This is a genomic window from Streptomyces venezuelae (genome assembly GCF_008642355.1).
In the GTDB taxonomy this organism is placed as follows: domain Bacteria; phylum Actinomycetota; class Actinomycetes; order Streptomycetales; family Streptomycetaceae; genus Streptomyces; species Streptomyces venezuelae_B.
Map to the genome: position 1 here is coordinate 14,980 of NZ_CP029193.1, position 25,265 is coordinate 40,244.

At 72.8% G+C, this 25,265-nt stretch carries 22 protein-coding genes; 2 read left to right on the forward strand and 20 right to left on the reverse strand.

Annotated features, from left to right (window positions below):
• Positions 1-83: 83 nt before the first annotated feature.
• The 9 genes from DEJ47_RS00065 to DEJ47_RS00105 form a co-directional block, all read right to left on the reverse strand.
• A complete protein-coding gene (locus tag DEJ47_RS00065) occupies positions 84-1,637 on the reverse strand; it encodes an MDR family MFS transporter (protein WP_223828165.1) in 1,554 nt (517 codons plus the stop codon).
• Between the two features lie 26 nt (positions 1,638-1,663).
• Positions 1,664-3,139, reverse strand: coding sequence for a multicopper oxidase family protein (locus DEJ47_RS00070; protein WP_150163876.1), 1,476 nt, complete (start codon positions 3,137-3,139; stop codon positions 1,664-1,666).
• Between the two features lie 160 nt (positions 3,140-3,299).
• A complete protein-coding gene (locus DEJ47_RS00075; RefSeq protein WP_150163877.1) occupies positions 3,300-4,061 on the reverse strand; it encodes a response regulator transcription factor in 762 nt (253 codons plus the stop codon).
• A 74-nt stretch (positions 4,062-4,135) separates the two neighbouring features.
• On the reverse strand, positions 4,136-4,576 hold the full coding sequence (locus tag DEJ47_RS00080) for a GNAT family N-acetyltransferase (RefSeq protein ID WP_150163878.1): 441 nt from the start codon (positions 4,574-4,576) through the stop codon (positions 4,136-4,138).
• Positions 4,560-5,849, reverse strand: a complete 1,290-nt coding sequence (gene purB, locus DEJ47_RS00085) for an adenylosuccinate lyase (protein WP_150163879.1) — start codon at positions 5,847-5,849, stop codon at positions 4,560-4,562. The genes DEJ47_RS00080 and purB overlap by 17 nt, the downstream gene beginning before the upstream one ends.
• Positions 5,850-5,913: 64 nt before the next feature.
• Positions 5,914-7,413: a glutamine synthetase family protein gene (locus DEJ47_RS00090; protein ID WP_150163880.1), complete on the reverse strand. Its 1,500-nt coding sequence runs from the start codon at positions 7,411-7,413 to the stop codon at positions 5,914-5,916.
• A 3-nt stretch (positions 7,414-7,416) separates the two neighbouring features.
• A complete protein-coding gene (locus tag DEJ47_RS00095; RefSeq protein ID WP_150163881.1) occupies positions 7,417-8,823 on the reverse strand; it encodes an amidase in 1,407 nt (468 codons plus the stop codon).
• Positions 8,820-10,865 carry a hypothetical protein gene (locus DEJ47_RS00100; protein WP_150163882.1) on the reverse strand — a complete coding sequence of 682 codons (2,046 nt, stop codon included), beginning with the start codon at positions 10,863-10,865 and terminating at the stop codon, positions 8,820-8,822. The genes DEJ47_RS00095 and DEJ47_RS00100 overlap by 4 nt, the downstream gene beginning before the upstream one ends.
• Positions 10,862-11,188 carry a 4Fe-4S dicluster-binding protein gene (locus tag DEJ47_RS00105; protein ID WP_223828166.1) on the reverse strand — a complete coding sequence of 109 codons (327 nt, stop codon included), beginning with the start codon at positions 11,186-11,188 and terminating at the stop codon, positions 10,862-10,864. The genes DEJ47_RS00100 and DEJ47_RS00105 overlap by 4 nt, the downstream gene beginning before the upstream one ends.
• Before the next feature lie 218 nt (positions 11,189-11,406).
• Here DEJ47_RS00105 and DEJ47_RS00110 point away from each other — a divergent pair, with 218 nt between their 5' ends.
• Entirely contained in the window at positions 11,407-11,871 is a 465-nt protein-coding gene (locus DEJ47_RS00110) for a VOC family protein (RefSeq protein ID WP_150163884.1), read from the forward strand.
• A 138-nt stretch (positions 11,872-12,009) separates the two neighbouring features.
• Here DEJ47_RS00110 and DEJ47_RS00115 read toward each other — a convergent pair whose 3' ends face one another.
• Together DEJ47_RS00115 and DEJ47_RS00120 are read right to left on the reverse strand one after the other, a co-directional pair.
• On the reverse strand, positions 12,010-12,462 hold the full coding sequence (locus DEJ47_RS00115; protein ID WP_150163885.1) for a carboxymuconolactone decarboxylase family protein: 453 nt from the start codon (positions 12,460-12,462) through the stop codon (positions 12,010-12,012).
• A gap of 207 nt (positions 12,463-12,669) precedes the next feature.
• Positions 12,670-14,772, reverse strand: coding sequence for an MMPL family transporter (locus tag DEJ47_RS00120; RefSeq protein WP_223828167.1), 2,103 nt, complete (start codon positions 14,770-14,772; stop codon positions 12,670-12,672).
• A gap of 302 nt (positions 14,773-15,074) precedes the next feature.
• On the opposite strand from DEJ47_RS00120, the gene DEJ47_RS00125 reads away from it, so the two are divergent.
• The gene (locus tag DEJ47_RS00125) at positions 15,075-15,944 is read left to right on the forward strand and encodes a sigma-70 family RNA polymerase sigma factor (protein ID WP_150175329.1); all 870 of its coding nucleotides are present in this window, start codon (positions 15,075-15,077) and stop codon (positions 15,942-15,944) included.
• A gap of 145 nt (positions 15,945-16,089) precedes the next feature.
• Here the strand turns inward: DEJ47_RS00125 and DEJ47_RS00130 are convergent, their stop codons facing one another.
• From DEJ47_RS00130 to DEJ47_RS00170, 9 genes are all read right to left on the reverse strand, one after another.
• On the reverse strand, positions 16,090-16,998 hold the full coding sequence (locus tag DEJ47_RS00130) for an alpha/beta hydrolase (RefSeq protein ID WP_398339186.1): 909 nt from the start codon (positions 16,996-16,998) through the stop codon (positions 16,090-16,092).
• A gap of 98 nt (positions 16,999-17,096) precedes the next feature.
• A complete protein-coding gene (locus DEJ47_RS00135) occupies positions 17,097-18,659 on the reverse strand; it encodes an FAD-dependent monooxygenase (protein ID WP_150175330.1) in 1,563 nt (520 codons plus the stop codon).
• 55 nt (positions 18,660-18,714) lie between these two features.
• Positions 18,715-20,259, reverse strand: coding sequence for an FAD-dependent monooxygenase (locus DEJ47_RS00140; RefSeq protein WP_150163888.1), 1,545 nt, complete (start codon positions 20,257-20,259; stop codon positions 18,715-18,717).
• A 1-nt stretch (position 20,260) separates the two neighbouring features.
• Entirely contained in the window at positions 20,261-21,205 is a 945-nt protein-coding gene (locus DEJ47_RS00145; RefSeq protein ID WP_150163889.1) for an aromatase/cyclase, read from the reverse strand.
• A gap of 40 nt (positions 21,206-21,245) precedes the next feature.
• The gene (gene fabG / locus DEJ47_RS00150) at positions 21,246-22,031 is read right to left on the reverse strand and encodes a 3-oxoacyl-ACP reductase FabG (protein ID WP_150163890.1); all 786 of its coding nucleotides are present in this window, start codon (positions 22,029-22,031) and stop codon (positions 21,246-21,248) included.
• Positions 22,032-22,044: 13 nt separating this feature from the next.
• A complete protein-coding gene (locus tag DEJ47_RS00155; protein WP_150163891.1) occupies positions 22,045-22,314 on the reverse strand; it encodes an acyl carrier protein in 270 nt (89 codons plus the stop codon).
• 75 nt (positions 22,315-22,389) lie between these two features.
• A complete protein-coding gene (locus DEJ47_RS00160; RefSeq protein ID WP_150163892.1) occupies positions 22,390-23,601 on the reverse strand; it encodes a ketosynthase chain-length factor in 1,212 nt (403 codons plus the stop codon).
• A complete protein-coding gene (locus DEJ47_RS00165) occupies positions 23,598-24,869 on the reverse strand; it encodes a beta-ketoacyl-[acyl-carrier-protein] synthase family protein (RefSeq protein WP_150163893.1) in 1,272 nt (423 codons plus the stop codon). Before DEJ47_RS00165 ends, DEJ47_RS00160 begins: the two co-directional genes overlap by 4 nt.
• Entirely contained in the window at positions 24,866-25,195 is a 330-nt protein-coding gene (locus DEJ47_RS00170) for a TcmI family type II polyketide cyclase (RefSeq protein WP_150163894.1), read from the reverse strand. Before DEJ47_RS00170 ends, DEJ47_RS00165 begins: the two co-directional genes overlap by 4 nt.
• Positions 25,196-25,265: the final 70 nt, after the last annotated feature.

The window sequence follows — 25,265 nt, forward strand, 5'->3', positions numbered from 1 at the left end:
CCCGCCCGCCCGGTGCCCGGTCCGGCGCCGCATCCCCTCCCCCGGCCGCAGGGGGGCGGGGGTGCGGCGCCGGATCTTTTCTGTCAGGTGTCCTGCTCGCGCTGTCGCTGCCTGTGCTGTTGCTGCTTGCGGGTGCTGCGCAGGGGGACCTCGCGGACGCCGAGCGCGGCCGCCAGGGCCAGGCCCGCGGCCAGTGACGCCAGCACGAACGCGCCCTGCACGCCCTGGGCGACGGCGTTGCGGTAGACGGCGCGCACGGGGGCGCTGAGGCGGTGCATGCTCTCGGCGTCCAGGCGGGTGCGGTGCAGGGCCGTGCCGTGGGTGTGCGCGCTCATCACGTCGCGGACGCGGTGGTTGAACAAGGTGCCCATGACGGCGACGCCGACCGACTGGCCCAGCGTGCGGAAGAGGGTCATCGCGGCGGAGGCGACGCCCACCTCGTGGGCGCCGACGCTGTTCTGGGCGACGGTCATCACGTTCTGGCCCAGAAAGCCCATGCCGGCCCCCAGCAGGGCCATGAACAGGGCGGCCGTCAGGCGTGAGGTGCCGGTGCCCACGTGCGAGAGCAGCAGGGTGCCGCTCAGCATCGCGGCCGAGCCGGTGACCTGGAGGACCTTGTAGCGGCCGGTGCGGGCGACGGTGCGGCCCGACAGCTGGGAGGCCAGGACCAGGGCGCCGAGCATCGGCAGCAGCAGCAGACCCGAGCCGGTCGCCGAGACGCCGTGCACCGCCTGCTGGTAGAGCGGCAGATACAGGACGGCGCCGAACATCACGAAGCCGTTGGTGAAGCTGAGGGCGGCCATCAGGCAGAAGTTGCGCTCGCCGAACAGGTGCGGGGGCAGGACCGGTTCAAGGGCCCGGGACTGGGCGTGGACGAAACCGGCCAGGGCCGCGGCGGACAGCAGGGACAGGGACACGATCGTCGCCGAGCCCCAGGCGTGTTCGACACCGCCCCAGGTGACCACCAGCACGAAGGAGACGATGCACACGATGAGCAGCAGCGCGCCCACATAGTCGATGTGGGCCTTCCTGCGCTGTCCGGTCACCCGCACCAGGCGGGCGATCAAGGCCAGGGACAGCAGGCCGAGGGGCAGGTTGACCCAGAACGCCCAGCGCCAGCCGACCGAGTCGGTGAGGGAGCCGCCGATCAGCGGGCCCACGGTCATGGAGAACACCATGACGCTGGTGATCATGCCCTGGTAGCGGCCGCGTTCGCGCGGCGGGATCAGCTCGCCGATGACCGCCATGACACCGACCGCGAGGCCTCCCCCGCCAAGGCCCTGCACGGTGCGCGCGGCGATCAGCTCGGCCATGTCCTGGGCGAGCCCGCACAGCAGCGACCCGGTCAAGAACACCGACATCGCCACGACGAGCCACCGCTTGCGCCCGTACATGTCGCCGAGCTTGCCCCAGACGGGGACGGAGGCCGCGGCGGCCAGCGTGTAGGAGGTCACCGCCCACGACAGGTAGGCGGTGCCGCCCAGTTCGCCGGCGATGGTCGGCATGGATGTGGCCACGATGGTGGTGCCCAGCGAGGAGGGCAGCATCGCGAGCAGCAGGGGGATCAGCGCGAGCCGTACGCTGCGCGGCCCGGGGTCGCGCCGTGTCCCCTTCGCCTGGTCCGTCGGCGCGTCCACGGGGTCCTCCTTCGGGCCGGTGCGCCTCATTGGATGTGCATCGTGGCCATCATGCCCCGCACGCCGTGCTCGAACATGTGGCAGTGGTAGAGGTATCGGCCGCGGTAGCTGTCGAAGACGGCCTGCAGGCGCACGGTTTCGCCGGGGGCGAGGTGGATGGTGTCCTTCAGGCCGCCCTCCCCCGGCTCAGGGGGGCGCCCCGCGCGTTCCAGGACGCGGAACTGCACCAGGTGCAGGTGGAAGTTGTGCTCGGCGCGGGCGTTGGCGTTGGTGACCGTCCAGACCTCGCTGGAGTTGAACTTGACGCGGGCGTCGACGCGTTGGGGGTCGTACTCCTTCTCGTCGATGTAGGCACCGGGGTGTTCGCCGCCCTCGTCCATGCGCAGCACCACCGTCCGCTCGGTGTCGGGGCGCGGCAGGGGCGGCAGGGTGCGCAGCCGGCCGGGTATGCGGCTGGGGTCGGGGGCGGCGCGCACCACGTCGAAGCGGAGTATCTCGCCGATCTCCTCGGCGGGCCCGGTGCCGGTGGTGTTCTTCAGAACGACGCTGGTGCCCACCGGGTAGCGGGAGAAGTCGACGACGACGTCGGCGCGTTCGCCCGCGGACAGCGCGATGCGGTCGGTGGTGTGCGGGGCGGTGAGCAGGCCGCCGTCCGAGCCGATCTGGATCAGCGGGCTGCCATCGGCCAGGCGCAGTTCGAAGCGGCGCTGGTTGGAGGCGTTCAGCAGGCGCAGCCGGTACTTGCGGGCGGCGACCTGGAAGTAGGGGTAGGGCACGCCGTTGGCCAGGAGGGTGTTGCGGCCCCGGTCGCCCATGGCGTAGGCGAGCTGTCCCTGCGCGTCGAAGCGGGCGTCGCGCAGGGCGATGACGACTTCGTAGCGTCCCCGGGGCAGGGGCAGGGCGCGTTCGGCGGGGTCGGTGAGCAGGTAGGAGCCGGACAGGCCGCGGTAGACGTTCTCCGCCTCGAGGTGGTGGGCGTGGTCGTGGAACCACAAGGGGGCGTGCGGCTGGCGGTTGGGGTAGTGGTAAACGCGGTCCGTGCCGGGTTCGATGACGTCCATGGGGTCGCCGTCGCTGTCGGCCGGGACGGAGGAGCCGTGCAGGTGGACGGCGGTGGGCACGGTGAGGCGGTTGCGCTGGCGGATGACGACGGGGCGGTGGGAGCGGGCCCGGATGACGGGTCCGGGGAAGTGTCCGTCGTAGGTGAGGACGTCGGTGGTGAGGCCGGGCAGGATCTCGGCGCGCGCGGGTTTCATCGTCATCACGTACACGTCGGATTTCCCGGCGCGGCCCACGGGCTTCTTCTCGGGCAGCAGGGGCATGGGGCGCCGGAACTTCTCCGGCGCCGCGACCACCGCCGGGGCGTTGGCGGAGGAGGCGGAGGTGGTGGTGGCGGGCTGGGCGCGGACGTGGGCGGCGAGCAGCGGGGTGAGGCCGGCGCCGGTGAGTGCGGCCCCGCCGGTGGCCAGGGTGACGCTCAGGGCACTGCGTCGGGTGATCATGGTTGCTCCAGGGCTGGTCGGTGCCGCTGCCGGCGTGGGAAGGGCGGGTGCGCGTGCGACGTGCTCGCGTAGTGGGTGCGGGTGCGGGCGGTGCGCGCCGTGGTGTGGGTGCGGGCGGTGCGCGTGCGTGAGGCAGGGCGTGCGGGGGTGCGGGTGGGAGTCAGCCCGTGCCGAGCTTGAAGCCGACGCCGCGTACGGTGACGACCCAGCCGTTGCCGCCGAGTTTTCCGCGCAGGCTGCTGACGTGGGTGTCGATGGTGCGGCGCGACCAGGAGTCGCCCCACACCTGCTGCAGGAGCTGCTTGCGCGGGATGACCGTGTCGGGCTGGGCGGCCAGCAGGCACAGCAGGTCGAACTCCTTGCGGGTCAGGGCGACGGCGTGGCCGTCGACGGTGACCTGGCGGGAGTCGACGTCGATGCGCAGCCGGCCCAGGTCCAGTTCGCGGGCGGCGGCGGGCTGCCAGCGGGTGCGGCGCATCACCGCTTCGATACGGGCGATCAGTTCGCGCAGCCCGTAGGGCTTGGTGACGTAGTCGTCGGCGCCCGCGTGCAGGCCGAGCACACAGTCCAGTTCGGAGCGGCGGGCGGTGACGATGATGATGGGGACGCGGCTGACCTCGCGGATCGCGCGGCACACCTGAAGGCCGTCCAGGTCGGGCAGGTCGAGGTCGAGGAGGACCAGTTCGACGTCCTCGTAGGCCTGCAGGGCCGCGCTGCCGTGCCGCACGCCGACGGGGTCGTGGCCGTGGCGGCGCAGCTGGGCGGTGAGGGAGCCGGCCAGCGCCGCGTCGCCGTCGACGACCAGGATGCGCTGGCCGGTGGGGGCGCGGGCCGGCTGCGGGGTGCCCGGCTCGGCGGGGCGGGCACTGCCGGGCACGGCGGCGAAGGGCTCCAGCAGTGCCGGTGACGGTATGTGGCTCATGCCTCCCCCGTTGGGTGTGCGGTGCCCGGACGGGCCGCCGGTGCGGGCGGCGGCCCGCCGCGGTCCGGGTGCGCCTACGGTTGCCGGGACGGCGGCCCCCCAAGGGGCCGGTCGGGGTTCAGGACCCACGCCGAGTCGTGCCGGGTGAAGCCCACGCGCGGGTAGTAGCCGGTGGCGGCGGGCGCCGACAGGAGCACCACCTTGGCGTCGGGGGCCTGGCGGCGGGTCTCCTCCATCAGGGCCAGGCCCACCCCCGAGCGCTGGTGGTCGCCGACCACGGCGATGTCGGAGAGGTAGGTGACGTAGGAGAAGTCGGAGATGCTGCGGGCGATGCCGATCAGGGTGCCGTCCGCCTCGCGGGCGACGACGACGAGGTTGGCCTCGCGCACCATCGCGGCCATCCGCTCACGGTCCGCCACCGGGCGGCGTTCGCCCAGGCCGGAGGCGTGGTAGACGGCCAGGACCTCGTCCAGGTCGAGGTCCTGGCCGTTGACGCGTTCAGTCTTCCAGCTCATCGAGCATCTCCAATCGGCGCCGTATGACGTCGTGGTGGACGAGGAAGCGTTCGGGCCGCGGCTCTTCGCGCAGCTCGACGCCCTCGGTGGCCAAGGTGTCCCTGAAGGGGGTGCCGGTGGCCGCCGTGCGGTTGGCGGCGGCCTGCGCGCGGCGGTAGGCGTGCTCGCGCTCGGTGCCGTCGCCGAGCAGGTCGACCAGGACGGCCGAACTGTAGATGAGGCCGTGGGTGCGCTCCAGTGCCGCGCGCATCGCCTCGGGCCGTACGGTGAGGTGGGCCAGGAGTTCTTCGGCCTTGGTGGCCTGGAAGTGGGCCACGGCCAGGCTGTCGGGCAGGATGACCCGCTCCACGGACTGGTGGGCCAGGTCGCGCTCGTGCCACAGCGCGACGTCCTCCAGGGCGGTGGTGGCGTAGCCGCGCAGCAGGCGGGCCAGGCCGCACAGCCGCTCGCTGGTGGTGGGGTTGCGTTTGTGGGGCATGGCGCTGGAGCCCTGGTAGGCGGGGGCGCGTTGTTCCTCGACCTCGGCGACCTCGGTGCGCTGCAACAGCCGCATCTCCAGGGCGATCTGTTCGACGCAGGCCCCCAACGCGGCCACCGCCTGCACCAGTTGGGCGTGGCGGTCGCGGGCGACGACCTGGCTGGGCGCGGGCTCGATGCCAAGACCCAGGGACTGGCACACGTACTGTTCGACGAAGGGGTCGATGAGGGCGTAGGTGCCCACCGAGCCGGAGACGGTGCCGACGGCGACGGCTTCGCGGGCGGCGGCCAGGCGGGTCAGGGAGCGGTCGATGGCGAAGGCGTAGCCGGCGAGTTTGTGGCCGAAGGTGGTCGGCTCGGCGTGGATGCCGTGGGTGCGGCCGACCATGAGGGTGTCGAAGTGTTCCAGGGCGCGCGTGACCAGGGTGCGGCGCAGGCGGCGGGCGGCCGCGCTCAGCAGGTCGGTGGCTCGGGCCAGGGTGTGCCCGAGTGCGGTGTCGACCAGGTCGTAGCTGGTCATGCCGAGGTGGACCCAGCGGGCGGAGGCTTCGGGGATGTTCTCGCAGTAGGCGGCGAGGAAGGAGAGGACTTCGTGGTCGCGGTCCTTCTCGATCTCGGCGATGCGCTGGGCGAGCGGCACGGGGGCGCGGCGCATGTCGCGTACCGCGTCCTCGGGGACGTGTCCCAGGCGCACCTGTGCCTCGGTGGCGAGGATCTCGACGCGGACCCAGGTGGCGTAGCGGTGCTGGTCGCTGAAGAGTTCCGCCATCTCGGGCAGGGTGTATCGGGCAATCATGCAACGGCCTCTGTTCTGCGGGTGGTGGGTACGCCGGCGGTCGGGACGCAGGGGGCGGGCGGGCTCAGTACGCCTCGAAGTACTCGCGCTGTTCCCAGGCGGTGACCTGGTCGGGGCTGGTGCCGGTGGTGGCGCACCAGGTTTCGTAGCGGCGCAGTTCGCTCTCCTTGAGCCGGGTGAGGCAGGCGGCCAGCGGGCGGCCCAGGAGCTGGTCGGCGCGGCCTGCGGTGAAGGCGGCCAGGGCTTCTGCCAGGGACTGCGGTACGTGCTGTGCGGCGGCCGGGGCGGGGTGGTCGCCGTCCGGAGTGCCGGTCAGGCCGGTGAGGCCGGCGAAGAGCTGGGCGGCGATGGCGAGGTAGGGGTTGGCGCACGGTTCGCCGCTGCGGTTTTCGATGTGGGCGCCGGTGCCGCCGCCGACCATGCGGAGCATGACGCTGCGGTCCTCCATGGACCAGTCCATGCGGGTGGGGGCCAGCGCGTGGCGGGAGTTGAGGCGGCGGTAGCCGTTGACGGTGGGCACCGAGAGCAGGAACAGCTCCCTGCTGTGGGCGAGCAGGCCGTCCGCGTACGCCTTGGCCTGCGGGGACAGGCCGCCCGCTGGGCCGTCGGCGGCGAAGAGGTTGCGGCCGCTTCCGGTGTCCAGGACGGACTGGTGCAGGTGCCAGCCGCTGGGGTCGAAGGCGTCCAGGCGCGGCTGGGACATGAAGGAGGCGTGGTGGCCGCGGCGGGCGCACCAGCGTTTGGTGGCGGTGCGGAACAGCAGCATGGCGTCGGCGGTGTCCAGGGCGGACATCGGGCTGAAGGTGGACTCGACCTGGCCGGGGCCCGATTCGTGCTCCATGGAGCGCAGTGGCAGGCCGAGTGCGGCCAGGTGCAGGGCCAGCGGGTCGGTGATGTGGGCGACGGAGTCGTAGCGGGCGTCCAGGTTGAACTGGTAGCCGGCGTTCATCGCCGCGACGCGGGGCGCCTCGCCCTGCAGGCCGAAGCCGTTGCCGGTGTTGCCGGGCGCCTCGTCCAGGAGGCGGGTGAGGTACCACTCGACTTCCAGGCCGGTGACCGGGGTGTAGCCGTGGGCGGTGTACTGGTCGGTCAGGCGGCGCAGCACGGCGCGGGAGGACAGCGGGTGGGCCGTGCCCTCGCGCAGGTATTCGTCGCCGATGACCCAGGCGGTGCGCGGCTGGGTGTCGGGCAGGAGCTGGAAGGTGAGCGGGTCGGGTACGAGGATGAAGTTGCCGGCGCCGGCGAGTTCTTCGATGCCCAGGCCGGGGTCGCCCAGGAAGTCGACGGCGATGGCGTGGCCGGTGTCGAAGAGGAAGGGGCCGGGGCTGAAGTTCATGCCGTTGCGCAGCACGGAGCGGAAGGTGTCCGCGGTCAGGGTCTTGGAGCGGGCCAGGCCGTGGGGGTCGCAGAAGGCCAGGCGGACGAAGTCGATGTGGTCGAGGTCGGCCTCGATCTGTTCGGCGGCGGCGAACTGCTCCTGGCTCCACAGGTGGTGGTCGGCGACGAAGGAGGGGGCGCCGACGGCGTCCTGGGCGGCGACGGAGCGCCATGCGCGGGTGTACATGGGTCAGGGGGTCCTTTCGGTGGCGGGGACGAGCGCGGGCCCGGAACGGGGCGGGGGCAGGGCTCCCAGCTCCCTTTCCAGGCGGTGGGCCACCGTCAGGACCAGGTCGTCGGCGCCGACGGGGCCCACGAGCTGGATGCCGGCGGGCAGTCCGGCGCCGGTCAGGCCGGCCGGGAGGGTCACCGCGGGCTGGCCGGTCATGTTGAAGGGGTAGGAGGCCGGTGACCAGGACAGCCAGAGCAGGTCGCGGGGGTCGGCCGCCCAGGGCGGGGCGATGGCGTTCAGGTCGAAGGGTTCGATGGGGACGGTGGCCATGGCCAGCAGGTGGTGGCGGCGCATCACCGCGCGCAGCCGGGTGCGCAGTTGCTGGCGGACTGCTTCGGCGCGCATCAGGGCGGCGGCGCTGAGGGTGCGGCCGTAGCGGACGATTTCCAGGCGGCCCGGATCGCAGTGTTCCTCGTCCTGGCGGGTGGTGCCGGCGGCTTCGGCGGCGGCCAGGATGTCGACGAGGGCGGGGTAGAGGTCGTCGCAGCGCACCTGGACGGGTTCGACGTGGTGGCCCTGGTCCTTGAGGGCGTCCCTCGCCTGTTCGGTGACCTTGCGGATCTCGTCGGTGGTGCCCTCGTACTCGATCCATCCGATGTGCTGGCGGCGGCGGTGGGTGGGCAGGTCGATGGAGCCGAGGCCGGAGTCGGGGTCGGCGGGGTGGGGGCCTGCGATGACGGCGGCCAGGGCGGCCGCGTCGGTGACGGTGCGGGCCAGGGTGCCCTGGTGGGCGAGGCGGTCGACGCCGTTGGGGACATAGGGGACGCGCCCGTAGGAGGGTTTGTAGCCGGCCACGCCGCAGAACGCGGCGGGGATACGGATGGAGCCGGCGCCGTCGGTGGCCAGGGCGCCCTCGCCCAGCTGGGTGGCGACCGCCGCGGCCGCTCCGCCGCTGGAGCCGCCCGCGGTCAGGTGGGGGGCGTAGGGGTTGGCGGTGGGCGGGGCGGTGCGGCTGAGGGTGGCGGCGCTCCAGCCGTACTCGCTGGTGGTGGTCTTGCCGATGATGACGGCGCCGGCGGCGCGCAGCCGGGCGACGGCCGGGGCGTCCTTTTGGGGGCGGTGGTTGGGCAGCAGCGAGCCGCGGGTGGTGGGCAGGTCGCGGGTCTGCAGGAGGTCCTTGACGGAGACCGTGACGCCAAGAAGCGGGGCGCCCTGCCAGGCGTGGGCGCCGCGTTGGCGGATGCGGCGGTCGGCGTGCTCGGCGGCGCGCAGCGCCTCGTCGCCGGCGGCGGTGACGAACGCGCCCAGGGTGTCGTGTTCGCGTACGGCGTCCAGTACGGAGTGCACGTGCGCGACGACGGTCGTCTCCCCCCGCCGCAGCCGCGCGGTGAGCTCCCCGATCGCCCCGGTCGCCCCGGCGGTCATCGTGGGACGCCCTGGGGGGCGGGGGCGGTGGGGCCGTCCGTGCCGGGGGGCGTGCCGGTGATGGTGTGCCAGTGCCAGGGGGCGTCGAAGGCGGTGACCTCGACGGGGGTGCCGGCCAGGGTCAGTTCGGCGGCCAGGGTGGTGGCGCGGGCGATGAAGCGGGAGGCGCGGTGGGCGGCGAGCAGGTCCGGCTCGGTGAAGGGGGCACCGGCGCAGCGCAGCAGGCGCAGGTCGACGAAGCCGTTGAAGGTGCGTCCGGCGACCTCGACGGGCTGCGGGGAGCGGATGGAGAAACGCACCTGGTTGCTGACGTGCCCGTGGTGGTGCTGGTCGGAGAAGAACGCGATGTCGGGGATGGTGGGCGGCACGAAGTGGTCGCGGGCCACCACGGCGGGGTGGCGGGGCAGGTTGCCGGGCACGAAGTGCCAGGAGTTGTACTGCATGCGGGAGGACATCGCCCAGGCGGCGTCCGCCATCGCCTCGACCGAGTCGCCGAAGTGGGCCCGTGCCTGGGGGCGGGGCACCACGCAGCAGAAGTAGTGGGTGATGTCCCAGCCGCAGATCTCCGCCCAGCTCTCGGCGCGCAGCGCCTTGATGAGGGCGGGCAGGGAGCGCATGCCGCGGCTCATGGCGAAGTCGGCGGCGAACACGTCGGCGATTGCCGTGACGCTCTCGTGGACGAGGGCTTCCAGGCCGGTGGCGTGCGAGCCGTGCGGGCGGGCGAGCCAGGCGGGGTCGGCGGCCGCGCTGTGCCCGAGTTCGTCCAGGGTGGTGCCGGCCAGCGGCAGGCGGGCGGCCAGGCGGCGGCTGAGTTCCTCGTCGCGGCGGCGTACCCCGTCGGTGCCGGCGGCGATGCGTTCCACCTTGTGCATCAGGGTGCCGTGGATCTCGCGGTAGAGGGGGACCTGGCGGATCACCTGGCGGCGGCGTGCGCCGAGCGCCTCGGCGAGGGTCTTGAGGTCCTCCACGCCGTGGGAGGCGGCGGGGGCGACCGGCTCGCCGGGCACGCTGTTGTAGGAGTGGCGGATGCGTTCCAGCATGGCGGCGACGTGGTCGATGCTCAGCTGGGTGCCGTTGGCCTCCTCCACCCGGCCGGCGCCGGCGGAGCGGATGAGCAGGGTCAGGCCGATGACCAGCTGCACGTCGTGGTCCGACCACAGTTCCAGGGGCAGTTGCTGCAGGCTGCTCAGGACGCAGTCGGGGTGTCCGGGCCACAGGGTCTTGCCGGTGAGGCTGTTCTGCTCCCGGAAGTTGGTGTACTGGCGGTGTTCTTGGTAGAGCACGAAGGGGGCGGTGCGCAGGGCCGCTTCCTTGGCCTGTTCCAGGAGTTCGTCGCGGCCCTTCTCGCCCTGGCGCTCCAGCCAGGCGCGGCAGTCGGCCAGGGTGCGGGCGGTGCGGGCGGCGGCGCGGCTCAGGTGGGCGTGGTGGGCGCGGGCGGCCTGCAGCGACCAGGGCACGCGCAGGACGCCGCCGACCAGGTGGCGGCGGTCCAGGGGGCCCTGGGCGGGGCCGCGCAGGACGATGCGGCCGGTGGTGGCCAGGGCGAGTTCGCCGACGAAGACGGGTTCCTCGGCGGCGGCTTCGTTGAGGTCGAGGGCCGGCACGGCGCCGGCGCTGACACTCTCGCTCTCGCCGGTGGCAGTGGCGGTGACGGTGGCGGTGTCGGTGGTGGTGTCTTCGCGCCAGGTCAGGCCCCACAGGGCGTGGAGGGCGGCTTCCTCGGTGGTGGACAGGGCGCGCAGCTGTACCTGGGGCGGTACGTGGCCGTCGAGGCCGAGGAGGATGTCGAGGCTCGCGCGCAGGTCGGGGGCGGTGCGGGCGCGCTGCCAGACCCGTTCCAGGAGGGCGGGGAAGCCGGCGCCGGGCTCGCGAGTGCGGTCGGGGCCCGGCGCGGTGCCCGCGGCGGTGCCGAGCCGGCTGGGGCGGCGGCTGAGGCGCTTTCTGGCGTTGGCGGCGCGGCGGCTCTCGCGTTCGGCGGGGCCGTTCGTCCCGGTGGGGCCGCTTGTCTCGGCGGGGCCGCTCGTCGCGGCGGGGCCGGTCATGAGGTGCCCGCGGACAGGTCGATGTGGCTCCACAGGCTCGCGTCGGTGGGCTGCCAGTCCTCGTCGACGTAGATGCAGTCGACGGGGCACTCCAGGACGCAGGCGGGGCAGCCCGAGCACAGTTCGGGAATGATGACGACGTCAAGACCGCGGTCGAATATGGCGCCGAACTCCTCGGGACAGCTGCGCAGGCAGCTGTCGCAGGTGATGCACTCCGAGGTTTCTATGCGACGCGGTGGCTTCTTCCAGTTCTCGCCGCGAGTTCGCGCGGCGATCCGCTCGGAACGGGCGGATTTCGCCGCCGGCAATGCGTTCTCGCTCACGGAACACTCACCCTTCGGGCCTTCGGGTCGGTTCGAGACGCCCACATCGTTACGACGGGGTCTCGACCACTCCATGAGCTTCGGTGGTGGCGTACTCGACTGCTTTGTTCAACCGGTGAATTGCTCGGTTGAACGGCGGCGGGCGGTTCTACCGTCGTGCCCACACGCCGTCCCCACAGGGGTCCCACGGGGTTGGACCACGAACAGGAGCTGCCACGATGCCTGCGACGCCGACGCCGAAACTGATGACGTTCTTGACCTTCAGGAACCAGGCCGAGGAAGCGCTGGAGTTCTACACCGCGCTCTTCGACAACTCGAAGGTGCACCGGATGATCCGGGCGCGGGCCGGGGAGCCGGGGTGGGAGGAAGGGACGTTGCAGCATGCCCTCTTCACACTCGACGGGCAGATGTTCATGTGCACGAACATGCCGCCGCCGGGAGCCGTTGGATACGATCTTGCGCCCTGGGATTCGTATGAGTTCTCCCCCGCGACCGCGATATACGTGCAGTGCGAATCGGAAAGCGAATTCGATCGTTTCTACACGGCGCTTTCCGAGAAGGGTGAGGTCATCATGCCGGCGGGCGGGTACGAGTTCAGTGCCCGGTTCGCGTGGCTGACCGACCGGTTCGGGGTGTCGTGGCGCATCAATCTCGTGCCGGCCCGGGGCGCGCGCGCCCGGTGAGAGGCAGCACGTGCAGCACGCGCCGCACGTGCAGCACACGGCTGAGGCCGGCCCGCCTCGGGGAGGGGGGCCGGCCTCAGCCGTGTGCGGGTGCCGGTCGGCGGGCGCGCGGTGCCGGTCGGCGGGTGCGGGGCCGGGTCAGCCCCAGGCGCCGGCGATCGCCTTGGTGGTCACGTTCAGGCGGTTGAAGAAGTTGGTCAGGGCGACCATGAGGATCAGCGCCGCCAGGCCCTTCTCGTCGTAGTGGGCCTTGGCGCGCTCCCACACGTCGTCCGGCACCGGGTCGGAGCGGTCGGACAGGCGGGTGGCGCACTCGGCCAGCTCCAGCGCGGCGCGCTCGGCCTCGGTGAAGTAGGAGGTCTCCCGCCAGGCGGAGACGGCGAACAGGCGCTCCTCGGTCTCGCCGGCCTTGCGGGCGCCGCGGGCCCCGGAGTCCACACAGGGGCTGCAGCCGTTGATCTGGCTCGCGCGCAGGTGGACCAGGTCCAGGGTCGTCTTCGGGACTCCACCGGAGTAGATCGCCTTGTACATGTCCTGCACAGGCTGGGTGGCGTCAAGGATCATCGCCGGGTTCTGCAGGCGCGCTTCCATGATTTTTCCTCTCTTGGATCACCATCGACGCCGCTTGGGGGCAGCGTCACTTCTATGACGACTGGGGGCGGGTGAGTGTGACAGCGGCAGGTCACCGGGGCTGCCGGGGCCTGACGAGCGGTCGCTCGGGGCGGTCGGGCCGGTCGGGGGCGGGCGCCGCGCCGCGGGGGATTCGACGCGGCGCCCCCTTTCCGTCCGGCGCGCCGGTCAGGTGCCGACGTCGACGCGGGCGGTCTGTGCGGGGCGCTCGCTCGGGAGCGGCGCCTCGTCCTCGGGGTGGCCCGGTCGCCAGATGCGCGGGCCGATGCTGAGGGAGAGGGCGGGGATGAGCAGACTGCGCACCAGGAAGGTGTCCAGGAGGATGCCGATCGCGATGAGCAGGCCCTGCTGCAGGGAGGCCACGGTGGGGATGGCGGCCAGGACGCAGAAGGTGGCGGCCAGGACGACGCCCGCGGAGGTGATGACGCCGCCGGTGACGGTGAGGCCGGTGAGGGTGCCCTCGCGGTGGCCGCGGAGTTTGACCTCTTCGCGGACCCGGGCCATCAGGAAGATCGTGTAGTCCACGCCGAGGGCGACCAGGAACAGGAAGCCGATCAGCAGCAGGCCACGGTCGATGCGCGGGTAGTCGATGGCGTGGAAGAGCAGGGAGGCCGCGCCGACGGCGGAGGCGAAGGAGACGACCACCGAGGCCAGCAGGACCAGCGGGGCGACCACCGCGCGCAGCACCAGGATCAGCATGAGCAGGACGACGGCGAGGATCAGCGGGATGAGGAGCATCTCCTCGTCCTTCTGGGCGTCGGAGGTGTCCAGGACGATCGCGGTCTGGCCGCCCACGACGGCCTCCGCGCTCTCGCCCTCGCTCTTGTCCAGGGCGGTGCGCATCCGCTCGACGGTGTCCTTGGCCGCGGCGCTGTCGGGGGCGTCCTCGAAGACGGCGGTCAGGTGGGTCCAGCCGCCCGCGGTGCGCCGGCTTTCGGCGGATTCGACGCCGGGGACGTCCTGGACGGTCCGCAGGGCGGTGTCGGCGCCGGCGGCGGGCACGTAGATGTCGGCGGGCGCGGAGGAGCCGGCGGGGAAGTGCTTGGCCAGCAGGTGCTGGCCCTCGACGGAGTCGACGGACTTGGTGAACTGCTCGGCCTGGGTCTGGCCGGTCTCCACCGTGGTGGTGCCAAGGGCCAGGACGGCCAGGACGCCGATGGAGGCGGCCCAGATGACGCGGGGCCTGCGGCCCACGGCGGCGGCCACGCGGGCCCAGGTGCCGTGCTCCTTCTCCGCGCTGGCGTCGTAGCCGGGGGTGTGGCGCGGCACGAAGGGCCAGAACGTCCAGCGGCCCAGGATGACCAGCAGGGCGGGCAGCAGGGAGGTCATGGCCAGGAAGACCACCGCGATGCCGATGGCCACCACCGGGCCCAGGCCCTGGGTGGAGTTCATGCTGCCGAAGACCAGGCAGAGGGTGGCCACGCCCACGGTGGCCGCGGAGGCGGCGAGGGCGGGCAGGGAGCGGCGCACCGCGACCTGCATGGCTTCGTGGCGGTCGGCGTGGCGGTGCAGTTCCTCGCGGTAGCGGGCGATGAGCAGCAGGGCGTAGTCGGTGCCGACGCCCACGCACAGGATCATCAGGATGTACGCGCTGAGTCCGTTGACGAGCAGCCCGGCGTGTTTGGCCAGGAGGTAGACCACGCCGCTGGCGACCTGGCTGGCCAGGAAGACGGTGAGCAGCGGGATCAGCCACAGGACGGGGCTGCGGTAGGTGAGCAGGAGCAGCAGGGCGACGACGCCGAGGGCCGCGCCGAGCAGGGCGCCGTCCATGCCGCTGTAGACCTCGGCGAAGTCGCGGACGCTGCCGGCCTCGCCGGCGATGCGGATGTCCAGGCCGTCGGGTGCGTCCTTCTTGACGATGTCCTCGGAGTCGCTGACGGCGTCGGTGAGCACTCCGTTGTCGCTGGGGCTGGTGCGCAGCGGGTAGCTGAGGAAGGCGGCCTTGCCGTCTTCGGAGACCTCGGGTTTGGCGACGTCGCCGACGGCGATGTCGTCCTGCAGGGCGGTGCGGTCGGCTGCGATCTTGTCCCGGTCGGCGTCGGTGAGGCCGCCGCCGCGGGCGTAGATGATGATGGCGGTGCTGCTGTCCTTGTCGGCGAAGTGCTTCTCGGCGAGTTCGACGGCCTGGGTGGACTGGGCGCTGGAGGGCAGCCAGGTCTCGGGGTCGTTGTCCTGGACGTCGCCCAGCTTGGCGGCGAGGGAGCCGCCGGCGGAGATGAGCACCAGCCAGATCAGGAGTACGGCCCACTTGGAGCGGCGTCCGCTGACCATGCGGGCATAGCGGGCCAGGAATCCGGCTGCGGCGCCTGGACTGTCACTGTGGGTGTCTGGTCGACGACGTAGCGTTGTCATGGTTGCTCGCAAAGGGTCAGGGAGCCTGTTTTGGACAGCTCCGCTCTTGAAAGGTTCGGCAGAGAGCGCGACCGGGGGTGCGGCGCGCGGTCGCAGCCCGCGCGACCGCATCCCGTCACACGCGGGTGGTCCCGTTCGTCACTGCTATGACGCCCGGCAGCGCGAAGATGTGACAGGCGTTTGTCACACACGGACCGGGATCGAAGGGGACGACGGTGGTCATGCAGGAAAACGAACGGTTGGCACGCGCGTTCGAGGAGAAGCGGCCGCGGCTGCAGGCCGTGGCCCACCGCATGCTCGGCTCGACCGACGAGGCCGAGGACGCCGTGCAGGAAGCCTGGATCCGGCTGCACCGCAGCGAGACCGACAGTGTGGAGAACCTCGACGGCTGGCTCACCACGGTGGTGAGCCGGGTCTGCCTGGACATGCTGCGCGCCCGCAACCGGCGCGAGGAGTTCCTGGCCGAGCACGCCGAACCCTCCGACGATCCCCGCACCGAGGACACCTCCGACCCCGAGCACGCGGCCGTGCTCGCCGACTCGGTGGGCCTGGCGATGCTGGTGGTCCTGGACACCCTCGACCCCGACGAGCGCCTCGCCTTCGTCCTGCACGACACCTTCGCGGTGCCGTTCGCCGACATCGCCGCGATCATCGGGCGCAGCCCGGCGGCCACCCGGCAGCTGGCCAGCCGGGCCCGGCGGCGGGTGCACGGCGCCTCTCCCCTGCCCGACCTGCAGCGCCAGCACAAGGTCGTGGACGCCTTCTTGACCGCCGCCCGCAACGGGGAGTTCGAGCGGCTGCTCACCCTGCTGGCCCCCGACGCCTCCATGCACGCCGACGACACGGCGGTGCGCATCGGGGCGGCGCCGCTGACCGAGGGCGCGGAGGGTGTGGCGAGCATCTTCTCCGGCGGCGCGGAGGCGGCCCGGATCGCGCTCATCGACGGGTCCGTCGGGGCGGTGTGGCAGTCCAAGGTCCGCCCGATCGTGGTCTTCAACTTCACCATCGAGGACGGGAAGATCACCGCCATCGACCTGGTGGCCGGGCCCGAGCGGCTGCGGGAACTGGACATCGTGGTCCTGGACGCCTGAGCGCGGCGGCGCCGCTGCCCCTGGGGGCTCAGAGCCTGTCTTTGAACCCCCGTCGTCCGCACTGAGCGCGGGCGCAGCGGCGATCGGTGCGCGGTCGGTGTGTGCCGGGCGCCCGGGGCGCAGGCGGGGGTCCAAGGACAGGCTCTCAGGCGCCCGGGGGCAGGCACTCCTCCAGGAACGCCAGGGCCCGCAGGTGGTAGGCGCGGGCCGCCCAGCCCAGGCTGATGTTGTGCCCCGCGTCCTGCTGGTGCTCCAGCAGGACGCGGGGCGCGGTCGTGAAGGCGTCCGCCAGTGCCGCCAGGTCGGGCTCCCGGCGGCGCCACCACAGCTCGTGCTCGGCGAAGGTGAACCGGACCGGTACCCGCACGCGCGGCGCGAGCCGGTCGAACATCCCCGGCCAGGCGGCGAGTTCGGCCGCCTCCCGTTCCGGCATCGGCGCGACCGTGCCCGCGCTGTGCCGGAAGGTGCCCGGCGGGTACAGCCGCAGCGGCCCCCAGTGGCGGCGCCGGGCGGCGGGACGGTGGTGGAGCACCTCGTCCTCGGCGCCCGGTGCGTACTGCCGCCCACAGCCCGAGATGTCCACGCCGAGCAGCCCGTCGCCGTCGTGGGCGTGCGCGGCCAGCGAGAGGGCCAGCTTGCCGCCGAAGGAGTGCGCCAGTACGAAGTGGCCCGCGCCCACCGGATGGCGGCGGGCGAAGTCGGCGAGGGCCGCGCGCAGCAGCGGCGTCTGCTCCGCCACGGGCAGGCCGTTCGGCAGGGCGGCGGCGGAGCGGCCGTAGCCGGGCCGGTCGAGGGCCAGCACGGTGCAGCCGAGCCGGGCCCCGAGCTCGAGCAGGGACAGCCCGGGACGGGCCTGCCCATGGAAGTAGCCGGCCCTCATACCGCCCCCGTGCACCGCCACGACCAGCGCGCGCGGGGGGCCCACGGGTTCGCACAGCAGGCCGGACAGGGCGAGCCCGTCGGCGTCCAGGACGACCTGCCGGACCCCACCCGGCTGCCGCGCGTGCGGGGCAACCCCGGCGAGGCCAGGGACCGTTGGTGCCGGGCGGGGCACCGCGTGCCGGGCCTCCGGTGGTGGGGCGTCGCACGAGGGGGGCTCGGTGCCGGCGGGGGGCGGTGCCGCGGCCCTCGCCGTTCCGCCGCCCGTTGGCATTACGCCGCTCGTTCCGGGCCGAACCAGTGGGTCAGGGCCGTGGTCAGGCCGTCAGGAGTGCCGTGGCTCGTCCAGGCCACGTGGCCGTCGGGGCGGATCAAGAGGGCGTCCAGGCCGGTGAGGGCGTCGGTGGTGCCCTCTGCCGGTTTGGCGGTGGCGGTCACCACCTGGACGCGGTTCGCCCAGGGGGCGGCCGCGGCGCGCAGGCCGGGGTTGTCGGCCAGGTCGAGCAGGACGCCGCGGGCGGAGTGCAGCAGGCGGGCGGTGTCGCTCTCGCCGTCCGCGCCGGTCAGGGGGCGCTTGGGCAGGCGGTGGCCGAGCAGGGGGTGGGGAGCGGGCAGGGATTCCGTGCCGGGCGGAGTCATGTCGTAGTGGATGTCGAGGTGGCTGACGATGCCCGCCAGGTGGCGTTTGACCTCCTCGTGCGCGATCAGTTCGGTGAACAGGGCGCGCAGCGGGTCGGACTGTTCGCCGCCCAGGAAGACGATGCCCTGTGCGCGGGTGTTCATCAGCAGGCGCTGTCCGACCGGGTGCCGCTCGGCGTGGTAGGTGTCCAGCAGGCCCGCCGGGGCGGTGCCGCGGACCGTGGCGGCCAGTTTCCAGCCCAGGTTGACCGCGTCCTGCACACCGGTGCTCAGCCCCTGCCCGCCCGCCGGGAGGTGGATGTGTGCCGCGTCGCCCGCCAGCAGGACCCGCCCGCGCCGGTAGGTGTCGGCCTGGCGGGTGGCGTCGCTGAAGGAGGAGACCCACTGCGCGCTGCCGGCGCTGATGTCCTCACCGGTGATGTGCTGCCAGGCGGCGGCGACCTCGGCGAAGGTGATGTCGTCGTCGCGGTCCTGGGCCGGGACGCCGTGCGGGCAGACGATGATGCGGTCCACGCCCTCCTCCAGGGGGGCCGCCATCACCATGCCGTTGGGCAGCCGCTCCCCCAGGAAGCGGGGCTTGAGGTGGCAGCCCTCGACGTCGGCCAGGTACATGGTGCGGGTGGCGGGCAGGCCGGGGAAGCCGAAGCCGGCCGCCTTGCGGATGCTGCTCTGTCCGCCGTCGCAGCCCACCAGGTAGGCGGCGCGCAGCCCGCGGGGCCCGTCGGGGGTGTGGGCGGTGACCTCGACGTGGTCGCCGTCGAGGAAGCCCTCGGCGAGGTCGGTGACCCGCCAGCCGCGGCGGATGTCCGCGCCGAGTTCGCGCGCCCAGGCCTCCAGGACCGCCTCGGTCTGGTTCTGCGGGATGCCGCGGGCCCCGAAGTGGGCGTCCTCCAGCGCGGTGTAGTCGAACTGCACCCCGCCGAAGTGTCCCAGCGGGCTGACCTCCAGGGTGGGGCCCTGTCCGAAGCGGGGCAGCAGCCCGCGCTGGTCGAAGACCTCCATGGCCCGGGCGGTGAAGCCCAGGCCCCGTGACTGCCCGGTCGGCTCGGCGAGCCGCTCCAGGACGATGACGCGCGCCCCGCCCAGGCGCAGTTCACCCGCGAGCATCAGCCCCGCCGGGCCGGCGCCCACCACGATGACATCCGTGTCGTGGGCGTTGCCCGTGTCTTCGGTGTTGCCGGTGTTGTCGGTGTTCATCGCTGTCCCCGCCATGGTGTTCCTGCCTCTCCTCGCGCGCGGATGTGGGTGTGCGTCAGTGCGGGGTGCCGAACCAGCGCTCCAGGACGGCCGCCAACTCCTCGGTGCCGTCGGGTTGTTGGCTGGTGGCCGCCCACACCACGTAGCCGTCCGGGCGCACCGCCACCGCGGTCACCTTGTCCAGCTCGCCGGGGTCGCTGTCCGGTTCGGGGCGGGCCACCACCAGATCGATGCGGTCGGCCCACCGCTCCCCCACCGCCGGGACCCGCCCGTCCAGGCCAAGGAGCAGGCCGCGCCCCGAGCGCAGCAGTTCCAGCGTGGTGCAGGTGGCGCTGCCCACCCGCAGCCGGGCGTGCGGCAGGCGCAGGCCTGCCAGGGGGTGGCCGGTGCCGCAGTCGGCGTAGCGGATGTCGAGGCCGCTGATCATGCCGGCGAGGCGGGTGCGGACCTGCTCGTGGTCCAGCAGTTCGGCCAGGACCGCGCGCAGCGGCTCCACCTCGGCGCCGCCAAGGAGCAGTTGTGCCTGGGCGCGGATGTTGGCGAGCACGGCGCGGCCCACCTGGTGCCGTTCGGTGTGGTAGGTGTCCAGCAGGCCCTTGGGGGCGTGCCCGGCCAGGACGGCGGCGAGTTTCCAGCCGAGGTTGAAGGCGTCCTGCAGGCCCAGGTTGAGGGCCTGGCCGCCGATGGGCATCTGGCGGTGCGCGGCGTCGCCCGCGTACAGGACGCGGCCGTGCCGGTAGTGGGTGAGCTGGCGGTTGGCGTCGTCGAAGTGGTTGACCCACAGCGGGGTGCCGGCGCTGATGTCCTCGCCGGTGACCCGCTGCCAGGCGGCGGCCATCTCCTCGTACCGCGGGGGCTTGGTGCGCTGGTGGGCCTTGGCGCCGAATTCGTGGACCATCACGCGGGTGACGCCGTCGGGGCGGCGGGCGGCGATGGCCAGGCCGCCGGGCAGGCGCTCGAAGCGCCGGTCGCGGACGTGGATGTTCTCGACGTCGGCGCGCAGCAGTTCGCGGCCTGCTTCCTGGCCGGGGAAGGCGGCGCCGGTCAGGCGGCGCACGGTGGAGTCCTGGCCGTCGCAGGCCACCAGGTAGGTGCCGCGCAGCCGCACCGGGCGGCCGTCGCGGCCGATGGCCTGTGCTTCGACCGCCTCGCCGTCCTGGACGAGGTCGATCAGTTCCAGGCGGTGGCCGCAGCGGATGTCGGCGCCCAGTGAGAGCGCCCACTCCTCCAGGACCGACTCGGTCTTGGTCTGGGGGACCTTGTGCTGGCCGGGGTAGGCGCCGGGCAGGGTGAGGTCCAGGGGCAGGCCGCCGAAGTGGCCGCGCGGTTCGGTGGGCGGGCTGGCGAAGTCGGTCAGCAGGCCGCGGCTGTCGAAGATCTCCATGGTGCGGGCGTGCAGGGTGGAGGCGCGGGACTCCTTGGTGGGGCGGTGGCGCTGTTCGACGACGGCGACCTGGATGCCGTGCAGGCACAGTTCGGCGGTGAGCAGCAGCCCCACGGGGCCCGCGCCGACGACGATGACCTGGGTGTCCAGCACGTCGGCGCGGCCCGGAGCGCTCCTGCCGGAGCGGCGGGGGCTGCGGGGGGCGTGCGCGGCCATGTCAGTGCGTCCGCTCCGCGTAGTCCTTGGCATGGCCCAGCGTGGCGCGGCTGTTGGTGGACAGCGCGCCGTGCACGTAGGCGCGGGCGTCGGCGACGGTGGCGTCCTCGCCGAGGATCCTGGCGATGTTGGCGGTGTTGATCGACACGGTGTGCTGGGAGGCGGCCTCGGTGGTGCCCCGGCCGGTGTCGGTGAACGTCCAGCAGCCGGTGTGCAGGGTCATCAGGGCGGGCAGGGTGACCTGCTTGTAGGCGATCTTGTGGGTGTCCAGGGCGACCCGGTAGGACTTGGTGGTGTGCACCGAGCCGTCCTTGGCGCGGGTGTCCATCTCCAGGATCTGCAGGCCGGGGGCGGGTTCCTCGAAGCGTACGGTGGCCACGTGCGGCAGCCGTTCGGGCCAGCGCCCGGCCTCGTTGACGAAGTCGAAGGCGTCCTTGGCCGGCCCGTTGATCTCCACGGTGTCGGTGAAGGAGAAGAGGAGGTCCTCGCGTTCGGCGGCGTGGGCCTGTTCGACGTTGTCCTTGAGGGCGGCCAGTTCCGCGGTGCTGTTGGTGTCCACGGCCTTGTCGATCCACTGCAGGTCCTGCGGGTCGTCGTCGATGGCCCGGTAGTCGTGCAGCAGCCGCACCCGGGAGGTGTCCGCGCCCTGCGGTTCCACGATCCAGGTGCCGCCCATCGCGGCGACCGGGGCGGTGGTGACCTCCTGGCGGAAGACGATGCGCAGCCTGCCGGGGTCCAGGGTGCGGCGCGAGGTCCAGTTCTTGGGCTCGCCGTTGGCGGTGGCCCAGATGTGGATGCGCTCCTGGTTCTCGCCCGTCTCCTCGCGCTCGACGTGGAGGGTGGGCGGGAAGATCTGCGGCCAGTGGCTCACGTCCGCCAGCAGGCGGTAGACCGTGGCGGCGGGCGCGCCGATGGTGATCTCGTGCTCGACCTGACGCGTCGTCATGAGGGCTGCTCCTTGGGCGGGGCGGTCGGGGCGGGGGTGGTCAGAAGTTGCCGAGGCCGCCGCAGACGTTGAGGGCCTGGGAGGTGAGGGAGGCGGCGGTGTCGGTGGTGAGGTAGCCGATGAGGCCGGCGACTTCCTCGGGCGTGCTGTAGCGGCCCAGGGGGATCTTGGCCTGGAACTTGGTGAGGATGGCCTCTTCGGTGGTGTCGTAGGCGGCGGCGTAGCCCTGGCGCACCCGCTGGGCCATGGGGGTCTCCACGTAGCCGGGGCACACCGCGTTGACGGTGATGCCGGTCGGGGCGAGTTCGTTGCCGAGGGCCTTGGTGAAGCCGACGACGCCGTGTTTGGAGGCGGAGTAGGGGGCGCCGAGCACGACGCCCTGCTTGCCGGCGGTGGAGGCGACGTTGATGATGCGGCCGCGGCCCTGTTCGCGCATGCGGCCGGTGGTCAGGACGGCGCGGGTCATGCGGAAGACGCTGTTGAGGTTGGTGTCGATGACGTCGTCCCACAGTTCGTCGGGGATCTCGGCGGTGACGCCGCCGCCGGACCGGCCGGCGTTGTTGACCAGGACGTCCACGGGCCCGAAGCGCTCCACGGCGGCGCTCACGAACGCGGTGACGGACGCCGTGTCGCGTACGTCCAGGGCCTGGCCCTCGGCCTCCAGGCCCTCGTTGCGCAGGGATTTGACGGTGGCGACGACGTCGCTCTCGGTGCGGGCGCCGATGAAGACGCGGTGGCCCTGCTGGGCCAGGAGGCGGGCGGTGGCCAGGCCGATGCCGCTGGTGGCGCCGGTGACGAGCGTGAGGCGGGGGGCGTTCTGTGTCATGGCGGGTGTCCTTTCAGGCCGCGCGGGCGGCGGCCAGCCGCTCGTTGACGGTGTGGATCAGTTCCCTCGGGGTCAGGGCGTCGCTGAGCGTGTCGTCGTCCAGCGCGATGCCGTATTCACGCTCGATGCAGCCGCCGGTCTCCAGCAGGGCCAGCGACTCATAGCCCAGCTCGCCGAAGGTGGTGTCCAGGATGTCGTCGTCCGGCGGGGCGGCCTCGTCGGCGCCCGCGGCCTCGACGAGGATGCGTGTGAGGTCGTCCAGGGTGAATCGCTGCTCGCTCATGTCGGTCTGCTTCCTTCGTCTCGGGTCCCGGCCGGCGCGGCGCTCTGCCGGCGCCGGGTGCGCCGCCAGGGCCATTCACGGTGCGGCGCGCACGACCATCGCGGAGTTGAAGCCGCCGTGGCCGCGGGCCAGCACCAGCGCGGTGCGCAGCGTGGCCGGGCGTGCCTGGTACAGGACCAGGTCCAGGTCGTACTCGGGACAGGGGTCGATGTGGACGGTGGGCGGGATGAGGCCGGCGCGCATCGAAAGGAGCGCGCAGGCCACGTCCAGGGGTGCGGCGCCCGAGTGCAGGCGGCCGGTCATCGTCTTGGGCACGGTGACCGGGACGCGGCCCGCACCGAACACCTCGCTGATCGCCTCGGCCTCGGCCCGGTCCAGTTCGGGTACGCCCGCGCCGTCGGCGAAGACCACGTCGATGTCGCCGGGCGCGGCGGCGGCGTCCTCAAGTGCGGTGCGGATCGCGGTGCGCAGGGTGGAGGGGCGGCCGCTGTGCGGGGGCGGGTCGATGGTGGAGCCGTAGCCGGCGAGTTCGCCGTAGAGGGTGGCGCCGCGGGCGCGGGCGGCCCCGGTGGGTTCCAGGGTGAGCAGGGCGCCGCCCTCGCCGGGCACGTAGCCGCGGGCGTCGCGGTCGAAGGGCAGGTAGGCGCGGGTGGGTTCGTCGCTGTCGCTCATACGGCCGCCGGCGAGCTGGGCCACCCAGCCCCAGGGGCACACCGAGGCGTCCACGGCACCGCCCACGATCAGCGGGGTGCCCTTGCGGATGAGGCGGCGGGCCTGGGCGAGGGCGTCCAGGCCGCCGGCCTGGTCGCTGACGACGACGCCGCTGGGGCCCTTCATGCCGTGCCGGATGGAGATCTGGCCGCTGTTGACCGCGTAGAACCAGGCGAAGGACTGGTAGGCGGAGACGAACTGGCTGCCCTTGGCCCACAGTTTCTGCAGTTCGTCCTGGCCGAACTCGAAGCCGCCGGCGTGGCTGGCGGTGACCACGCCCATGTCCAGCGGGTCGAAGTCGGCCACGTCCACCCCGGCGTCGGCCAGCGCCCAGTCGGCCGCGGCCAGCGAGAGGCGGGTGACGCGGTCGGTCTGCGGCAGCAGCCGGCCCGGCAGGTGGTCCGCGGCCTCGAAGCCGGGGATCTCGCCGGCCAGTTGGGCGGGGTAGCTCGAGGGGTCGAAGCGGGTGATGCGGCCGATGCCGCTCTTCGCACCGAGAGTGGCCGCCCAGTAGTCGGCCGCGCCCAGGCCGTTGGGGGCGGCGATGCCCATGCCGGTGACCGCGACCGCAGTCATACGGTGCTCCTTTGCGCCGAGGTGAGCACCATCGCGCTCTGGAATCCGCCGAAGCCGCTGCCGACGGTCAGGACCGTGTCGGTGCGCCGGTCGCGGGCGGTCAACGGCACGTAGTCCAGGTCGCATTCGGGATCGGGGGTGTGCAGGTTGGCTGTCGGCGGGACCACGTCGTACTCCATGGCCAGTGCGGAGGCGGCGATCTCGATGGAGCCGATGGCGCCCAGCGAGTGGCCCACCATCGACTTGATGGAGCTGATGGGGGTCTGCCAGGCGTGCTCGCCCAGCGCCCGTTTGAACGCGGCCGTCTCGTGCCGGTCGTTCTGCTTGGTGCCCGAGCCGTGGGCGTTGATGTAGTCGACCTGCCTGGGATCGATGCGTGCCTCGTCCAGGGCCAGGCGGATGGCCTCGGCCATCTCCGCGCCGTCCCGGCGCAGGCCGGTCATGTGGTAGGCGTTGGAGCGGGTGGCGTAGCCGGCGATCTCGGCGTAGATGTGCGCGCCGCGCCGCTTGGCGCCCTCCAGTTCCTCCAGGACGAAGAAGGCGGCTCCCTCGCCGAGCACGAAGCCGTTGCGGGTGCCGTCGAAGGGCCGCGAGGCCCGTTCGGGCGCGTCGTGGCGCGGTGTGGTCGCCTTGATCGCGTCGAAGCAGGCCATGGTGATCGGGGAGATCGGCGCGTCGGATGCGCCGGCGACCATGACGTCGACGGAGCCCTCGCGCACCAGCTCCACGGCGTAGCCGACCGCGTCGATGCCCGAGGTGCAGCCGGTGGAGACGACCGTGGAGGGGCCCTCCGCGCCGACCGCCCAGGCCACTTCGGCCGCGAACGAGCTGGGCACCAGGTAGTTGTACAGGTGCGGCACCGCGTAGCGGTGGTCGACCAGGTCCAGGCGGCCGCCGTCGCTGACGACGCGGTACTCGTTGTCCAGGCCCATGGTGGCGCCCACCGCGCTGCCCACGGCCACCCCGATGCGGTGCGGGGCGTGCTCGGCCAGTTCGGCGCCGCTGTCGGCCACGGCGCTGCGCGCGGTGACCACGGCGAACTGGGCGGCGCGGTCCATGCGCCGCACCTCCTGCGGGCTCAAGCCGTGTTCCAGGCCGCAGAAGTCGGCCTCGGCGGCCACCTTGGAGCGGAAGGGGGCGGGGTCGAAGAAGGTGATGCCCCTGGTCGCGGTGCGGCCCTCGCTGATGAGCTGCCAGAACTCCTTGCGGCCCAGGCCGCCGGGGGCCAGGACCTCCAGGCCGGTGATGGCGACGCGGCGCTGCGTCATGCGCCGGCCTCCCAGGAGTAGAAGCGCTGGGCCATCGCGTCGGCCGGGGAGCGCCAGGTCGCCGGGTCGTAGGCCTCGATGTGCGGCTTGAGGTCGTCGCTGATCCGTACGAAGCGGGGGTCGTCCTTGGCGTGTTCGATGCGGGCGCCTCCGTCGTCGGAGTCGAAGTCCTGCAGGTGGAAGTACAGGCCGCGGTAGGCGAAGAGTTGGCGGCGCCGGGTGCCCATGCGGTGGGGCATGTCGGTGGCGTCGAAGTCGGTGAACAGTTCGGCGACGCTGCGGCTGGAGTCGATCGCCATCCGGGCCACGATCAGCGTGCTGTGCATACCTCGCTCCTTGCGGTGGGCGCCGGGCGCCGTGGTCGACGGGGACGGGACCGGCCGGGCGGGCAGGGGC